We start from the raw sequence: 6,102 nt of genomic DNA on the forward strand, positions 1-6,102 counted from the left end.
GAAATTTAATCTTTGTGGTGGTGAAAATAAGATGTTATAATCAGAAATAGATTGTTACAATTTGAAAGTAACCTAAGAGTTATCTTCCAATTTTCTCTCCCATTTTTACAAAAGTTTCAATTTTGTTTTTAGTGTTTTCAAGAATATCTTGATCTATTTGTATTTGTTCTTTGTCAATTAAAATAACAATTGTAGAACCTCCAAATGCAAAATACCCCATTTCATCTCCTTTTTTAATTTCATTTTCTGCATTATAAGTTTCAATAATGCCGCCTACCATGGTAGCGCCGACTGGAGCTAAAATAACATTTCCTTTATTTTGAGTTTTTAAAATGCAATACTCTCTTTTATTTTCACAAAAAACTTTGGTGAAATTTGAGGCTAATGCATAAGGAGATACAGATAGATAATCTCCTTTAATTTTTGACATTTCAGTAGGAATACCATCGTAAGGGAAATGATATCGATGATAATCATTTGGTGCTAATCGTAAAATAAGTAAAGAGGCATTTTCATACTCTTTAGCTAAAGCTTCGTTGTTTAGAAATTCAGTTAATGTGAATTTTCTTCCTTTTACAAAGAAGTTATGGATGTCAGCAATATTTTCAAAAGCTAATAATTTTCCATCACCAGGAGATACGAAGTCATTTTCGATAGGTCTTGCTGATGGTTTTAATTTACGATAGAAGAAATCGTTGAAAGATGAAAACTCATCAATAGACTTTTGGGCTTCAGACATGTCAATTTGCAAATCAGAAACAAATTGTTTAATTTTTTTTGTAGAAGAGGGTTTATCCATTCTTCTACCGTACCATGCTGATAAAAATTTACGTTTTACTAACGGTAATAAAGCCATTTTTCCAAATGGATTATTGTATAGTAATTTCAAGAAACCTTCTCCTGGAGGTGTTTCAATTTGTACTTCTCCTGATTTTCTATCGATGAATTTTATTTGCATGGCTATTCTTCAGTGCTATCTATTAAAATCTCTAACATGTCTATGGCTGCTTGTGCTATTTTGGTTCCTGGGCCAAAAACTCCTACAGCACCTGCATCAAATAAGAATTGATAATCTTGTGCAGGGATTACACCACCTACAATTACCATGATATCTTCACGTCCGTATGCTTTTAACTCTCCAATTACTTGCGGAACCAATGTTTTGTGTCCAGCTGCTAAAGAAGAGATTCCTAAAATATGAACGTCATTTTCTATAGCTTGTTTGGTAGCTTCTTTTGGTGTTTGAAATAACGGACCTATATCTACATCAAAACCTAAATCGGCATAACCAGTTGCAACTACTTTTGCACCTCTATCATGTCCGTCTTGACCTAGTTTAGCGATCATAATACGAGGTCTTCTTCCTTCTAAAGAAGCAAATGTGTCAGCTAATTCACTAGCTTTTTTAAATAATGAGTCGTCTTTTATTTCTTTACTATACACGCCAGATATGGTTTTATGTACTGCTTTGTGTCTACCAAAAATTGATTCTAGAGCATCGGAGATTTCTCCAAGTGTAGCTCTATTTCTGGCAGCTTTTACTGCTAAATCTAGTAAATTTCCTTTACCTGTTTTAGCGCATGTCGTTAAATCTGCTAAAGATTTTTCTACAGCTTCCTTATTTCTTTTCGCTTTTAAATCATTTAAGCGTTCAATTTGAGATTTTCGAACTGCTTCGTTGTCTACTTCAAGAATATGTAATGGATCTTCTTGTTTTAGTTGGTATTTATTAACACCAACAATTACATCCTGACCACTATCAATACGAGCTTGTTTAATTGCTGCAGCTTCTTCAATACGCATTTTAGGAATTCCTTTTTCAATGGCTTTGGTCATTCCACCTAATTCTTCAACTTCTTGTATTAATTTCCAAGCTTTGTTGGTTATTTCTTCAGTTAATTGTTCTAGATGGTAGCTACCAGCCCAAGGATCTACTGTTCTTGTAATGTTTGTTTCTTGCTGTAAATAAATTTGCGTATTCCTCGCGATGCGAGCAGAGAAATCTGTAGGTAGTGCAATGGCTTCGTCTAATGCGTTAGTATGTAAACTTTGTGTACCTCCAAATGCTGCTGCCATAGCTTCAATAGCAGTTCTAGCTACATTATTAAAAGGATCTTGCTCAGTTAAACTCCACCCACTTGTTTGGCAGTGAGTTCTTAACGCTAACGATTTCGTATTTTTAGGATTAAATTGCTTTACGAGTTTGGCCCATAACATTCTACCCGCACGCATTTTTGCTATTTCGGTAAAATGATTCATACCAATTGCCCAGAAAAAGGAAAGTCTAGGGGCAAAAGAATCGATGTCCATGCCCGCGGCTAATCCAGTTTTTATATATTCTAAACCATCTGCTAATGTGTATGCTAATTCAATTTCTGGTGTAGCACCAGCTTCTTGCATATGATAACCAGAAATGGAAATAGAGTTAAATTTAGGCATGTTATTGCTGGTATATTCAAAAATATCAGCAATTATTTTCATAGAAGGAGTAGGAGGGTAAATGTATGTGTTACGTACCATAAACTCCTTTAAAATATCATTCTGTATTGTTCCAGATAATAATGCTGGAGCTACACCTTGTTCTTCGGCTGCAATGATATAAAATGCCAATACAGGTAAAACAGCACCGTTCATCGTCATAGAAACAGACATTTTATCTAAAGGAATTTGATCGAATAAGACTTTCATGTCTTCTACAGAATCGATAGCTACTCCTGCTTTACCAACATCTCCTTGAACTCTTTCATGATCGGAATCGTATCCACGGTGAGTAGCTAAGTCAAAAGCAACAGAAAGTCCTTTTTGACCTGCAGCTAAATTACGTCTGTAAAAGGCGTTACTTTCTTCTGCGGTAGAGAAACCAGCATACTGGCGAATCGTCCAAGGTCTTCTTACATACATGGTAGAGTAAGGTCCACGTAAGTTTGGAGCTAAACCAGCAACAAAATCTTCATGTTTAAAATGGTTAGTTTTTGATGTTAGTTTATTATCTAATTTGATATTTGAAATGTCTTTTCTACTCATAAGTTGATTGCAGATTTAAGAGACTATAATATAGTTCAAAAGCAATAAAGGTTTTTATGGCCTTGTTTTGAAAATCTAATGGTGTTAAATTTTTTAGAGCTGTAGCTACTAGTGAAGGACCGCTATCGGGAGTTTCTCTAAAAGTTAAAATTAAATCCTCAATATCCTGATTATAAACGTTTCTAATAATGTTTTTAGAAAATTTATCGAAATAATTTATAGTTATAAATTTATCTTTTGTTTCAAGGTATTTTAAATACCTAACAGTGTTAGAGTCTAATTCCTTTAGAGCTAGAGGTTCTAGTTCTGAGTAACTTTTAAGGTAAGGTGTTGCTCTGTGCCTTCTTTTTTTGTGAGTTATCCAAACATATTGATCCAACTCTTTTTTAGAATTAGCCAACAATGCTTTACTTTTTTTATTTATTAGTTTGTCAAAGCCATCAAATCTTTTAAAAGATTTGCTAGAATCTTCTACAAACTTAGCTATAGCAATATGTGAGCTTTCTTTATCAATATTGTAATATTCACATAGAGTGTCTTCAAAATGTGAAACCATACTTTCTATTACATCATTAATATATTCTGACTGATGAGTATTTGTTTGGGCAGTAACATTTTTATAAAAAATGAAGCATAATATGTAAATTAGACTTTTATTCATTTTCTAATCGTTCTTGTTCAAGTTGTTCCGCTAATCTTTTTGCTATTATAGGCTGGATTAATGTTTTTTCTGAACGTTTTTTAACAAAAGGAAATAATTCCAAGTCGTTCTTCATTTTATCATTTGGGTTTTGAATTTTATTCGTTCCCAATAATACAAGTTCTCCAGTATCAAAAAGCTCTTGTTCTTTTTGAGCTGCTTCGGAAATTTTTCGTTGAATGATTCCTTCTTTTAGTTGTTTTAAGAATCCTCCTCCTTGTTCTATTTGTTTAAAAATATCTAAAGCTTTTTCTGCAAATTGTTCTGTAAGAGTTTCGATATAATAACTTCCGTCTGCAAAGTTTTGTGCGTTTTCAAAACCGCTTTCTTCTTTAATGACTAATAACTGGTTTCTAGAAATTCGTTCTCCAAACTCGTTAGATTTATGGAATAATTCGTCGTAAGAGATGTTTGCTATTGTATTTGTACCTCCTAAAATAGCGCTCATGCATTCAGAAGTGGTACGGAGCATATTAACATTGTAGTCGTACAATGTTTTGTTTCTTAATGATGGTTGTGTGAAAATATTTGCTTGGATTTCAAAAAGACCATACTCTTTTAGTAATGCTTCCCATAAAATCCTGAACGCTCTTAGTTTAGCTATTTCGAAAAAATAATTACTTCCTACAGAAAAATTGAAATAGATTTTAGAAGCAATACTACTTCCGAAATGATTTAAGTATTCATTTGCGTGAGCTAAAGCATATGCAAGTTGTTGCGTACAATTAGCACCTGCATTTTGATATAATGATGCGTTAACTGCGATGCAGTTATTAAGAGAAGAAATTTGTGCTAGTTTTTCATGATCTTCATTAAGATTAGAAAACCAATTTCCTGTTTTAGCTAGATTTCCAATAATATCAATATTAAAATAACTTTTTTCTGATTGAGTAAAATTGGAAAGTTGCTTAGTGAATTCTACATCTAGAAAATTTAATTTAAAATAGATAGGTGTGTTAACGCTGTCTATATTTTCTAGTAATTTTTTAAAGTCGAAGGTTTTATTCGCGACAAACTCTATAGCGTTAGCGCCTCTTTGTAAAGAATTAACTGCAAGTTTGTTGGCTACATCTTCATTGTCTACAAAAACAGATTGGCAAATATTAAAATTGTCCTCTGAAAGTGGAATTTGCTGATTTGTTTGATCTTCTTTGGTGTAAAAAGGTCTTACGGTAAGTCCTTCGATAGAATGCCAAAGTAGTGTATCGTTATAGTCAAGCCCTTTTAAATCTGCTTGTATTTTTTGTTTCCATGCTTTTGCTGAAACTCCTTCAAATTCTTCAAATAAATACGTGTCCATTAGTTGTCTATGGTATCAAATTCTATGATGTAAATATCTTCGTTTTTCTTTTTCATTAAATATTTTTCTCTGGCAAAACGTTCTAGTTCCAAAGAATCTTTAAGGTTTTCTATTGTTTTTTTATCCTCAGCAATTTTTTCTTTATGGTATTCAATCCAAGTTTCTAGTTCTTTTATCTCTTGATCAAATTCTCGATGATTTAAATAGGAGTTCTCGTCAAAAAAAAGCATCCAAATAACAAATACAGTAAGTATAACTAAATAAATATTTGTTACAATTTTAAATGCAGTTTTGTTTTTTATCGATTTTAAACTCATTCTTATAAGCGTTCACTAATTACTGTTCTAACAATATCTATGGCTACTGTATTGTAACGATCGTTTGGAATAATAATATCTGCGAAGTTTTTAGTCGGTTCAATAAATTCTTGATGCATTGGTTTTAAGGTGTCTTGATAACGTGTTAAAACCTCGTTGATATCTCTACCTCTTTCAGAAATATCTCTACGTACTCTTCTAATTAAACGCTCATCTGCATCTGCATGTACAAAAACTTTAATGTCGCATAGATCTCGTAATTCCTTATTGTTAAATATAAGAATTCCTTCTACAATAACTACTTTTCTTGGGTGAGTTTTTATAGTGTCTTTAGTGCGATTGTGAGTAACAAAAGAGTATACAGGCTGTTCAATTATTTTATTGTCTTTTAATTCTTTTAAATGTGAAACCAATAATTCAAAGTCGATAGCACGAGGATGGTCGAAATTAATTTTGGTTCGTTGATCATAGGTAAGATCGTCTGTGGCTTTGTAATAAGAGTCTTGTGATATTACGCAAACTTCATCTGGTGGAAGTTCGTTAATAATTTGATTTACTACTGTAGTTTTTCCGCTTCCAGTTCCTCCTGCGATACCTATGATAAAAATGTTTTTCATTGTAGATGTTTATGAGCGCAAATTTAGGAAAAATAGGGTATAAAAAAAGACATCACTAAGGATGTCTTTTTTATTTTTTTTGAGCCGATAGAGGGACTCGAACCCACGACCTGCTGATTACAAATCAGCTGCTCTAGCCAGCTG

Annotated in this window: 6 protein-coding genes; all 6 read right to left on the minus strand. The window is 32.6% G+C overall.

Features of this window, described 5'->3' with window-relative positions; translation table 11 throughout:
• Positions 1–79: 79 nt before the first annotated feature.
• From ACKTTC_RS03800 to udk, 6 genes are read right to left on the minus strand one after another with little or no spacing between them, the layout of a single operon-like run.
• The gene (locus ACKTTC_RS03800; protein WP_408038437.1) at positions 80–958 is read right to left on the minus strand and encodes a phosphatidylserine decarboxylase; all 879 of its coding nucleotides are present in this window, start codon (positions 956–958) and stop codon (positions 80–82) included.
• 2 nt (positions 959–960) lie between these two features.
• Entirely contained in the window at positions 961–3,024 is a 2,064-nt protein-coding gene (scpA, locus tag ACKTTC_RS03805; RefSeq protein ID WP_408038439.1) for a methylmalonyl-CoA mutase, read from the minus strand.
• Positions 3,017–3,685, minus strand: a complete 669-nt coding sequence (locus ACKTTC_RS03810) for a hypothetical protein (protein ID WP_408038441.1) — start codon at positions 3,683–3,685, stop codon at positions 3,017–3,019. The genes scpA and ACKTTC_RS03810 overlap by 8 nt, the downstream gene beginning before the upstream one ends.
• On the minus strand, positions 3,678–5,024 hold the full coding sequence (locus ACKTTC_RS03815) for a methylmalonyl-CoA mutase subunit beta (RefSeq protein WP_408038443.1): 1,347 nt from the start codon (positions 5,022–5,024) through the stop codon (positions 3,678–3,680). The genes ACKTTC_RS03810 and ACKTTC_RS03815 overlap by 8 nt, the downstream gene beginning before the upstream one ends.
• Positions 5,024–5,341 carry an FtsB family cell division protein gene (locus ACKTTC_RS03820; RefSeq protein WP_408038445.1) on the minus strand — a complete coding sequence of 106 codons (318 nt, stop codon included), beginning with the start codon at positions 5,339–5,341 and terminating at the stop codon, positions 5,024–5,026. The genes ACKTTC_RS03815 and ACKTTC_RS03820 overlap by 1 nt, the downstream gene beginning before the upstream one ends.
• Before the next feature lie 2 nt (positions 5,342–5,343).
• Positions 5,344–5,949, minus strand: a complete 606-nt coding sequence (udk, locus tag ACKTTC_RS03825) for a uridine kinase (protein ID WP_408038446.1) — start codon at positions 5,947–5,949, stop codon at positions 5,344–5,346.
• Positions 5,950–6,102 lie beyond the last annotated feature (153 nt).

The sequence above is a fragment of the Tenacibaculum amylolyticum genome (assembly GCF_964511145.1).
Taxonomy (GTDB): domain Bacteria; phylum Bacteroidota; class Bacteroidia; order Flavobacteriales; family Flavobacteriaceae; genus Polaribacter; species Polaribacter amylolyticum.

Bases quoted from the DNA above. Each gene is read 5' to 3' on its own strand.
- ACKTTC_RS03800 (WP_408038437.1), bottom strand. From the start codon at position 958: ATGCAAATAAAATTCATCGATAGAAAATCAGGAGAAGTACAAATTGAA.
- scpA (WP_408038439.1), bottom strand. From the start codon at position 3,024: ATGAGTAGAAAAGACATTTCAAATATCAAATTAGATAATAAACTAACA.
- ACKTTC_RS03810 (WP_408038441.1), bottom strand. From the start codon at position 3,685: ATGAATAAAAGTCTAATTTACATATTATGCTTCATTTTTTATAAAAAT.
- ACKTTC_RS03815 (WP_408038443.1), bottom strand. From the start codon at position 5,024: ATGGACACGTATTTATTTGAAGAATTTGAAGGAGTTTCAGCAAAAGCA.
- ACKTTC_RS03820 (WP_408038445.1), bottom strand. From the start codon at position 5,341: ATGAGTTTAAAATCGATAAAAAACAAAACTGCATTTAAAATTGTAACA.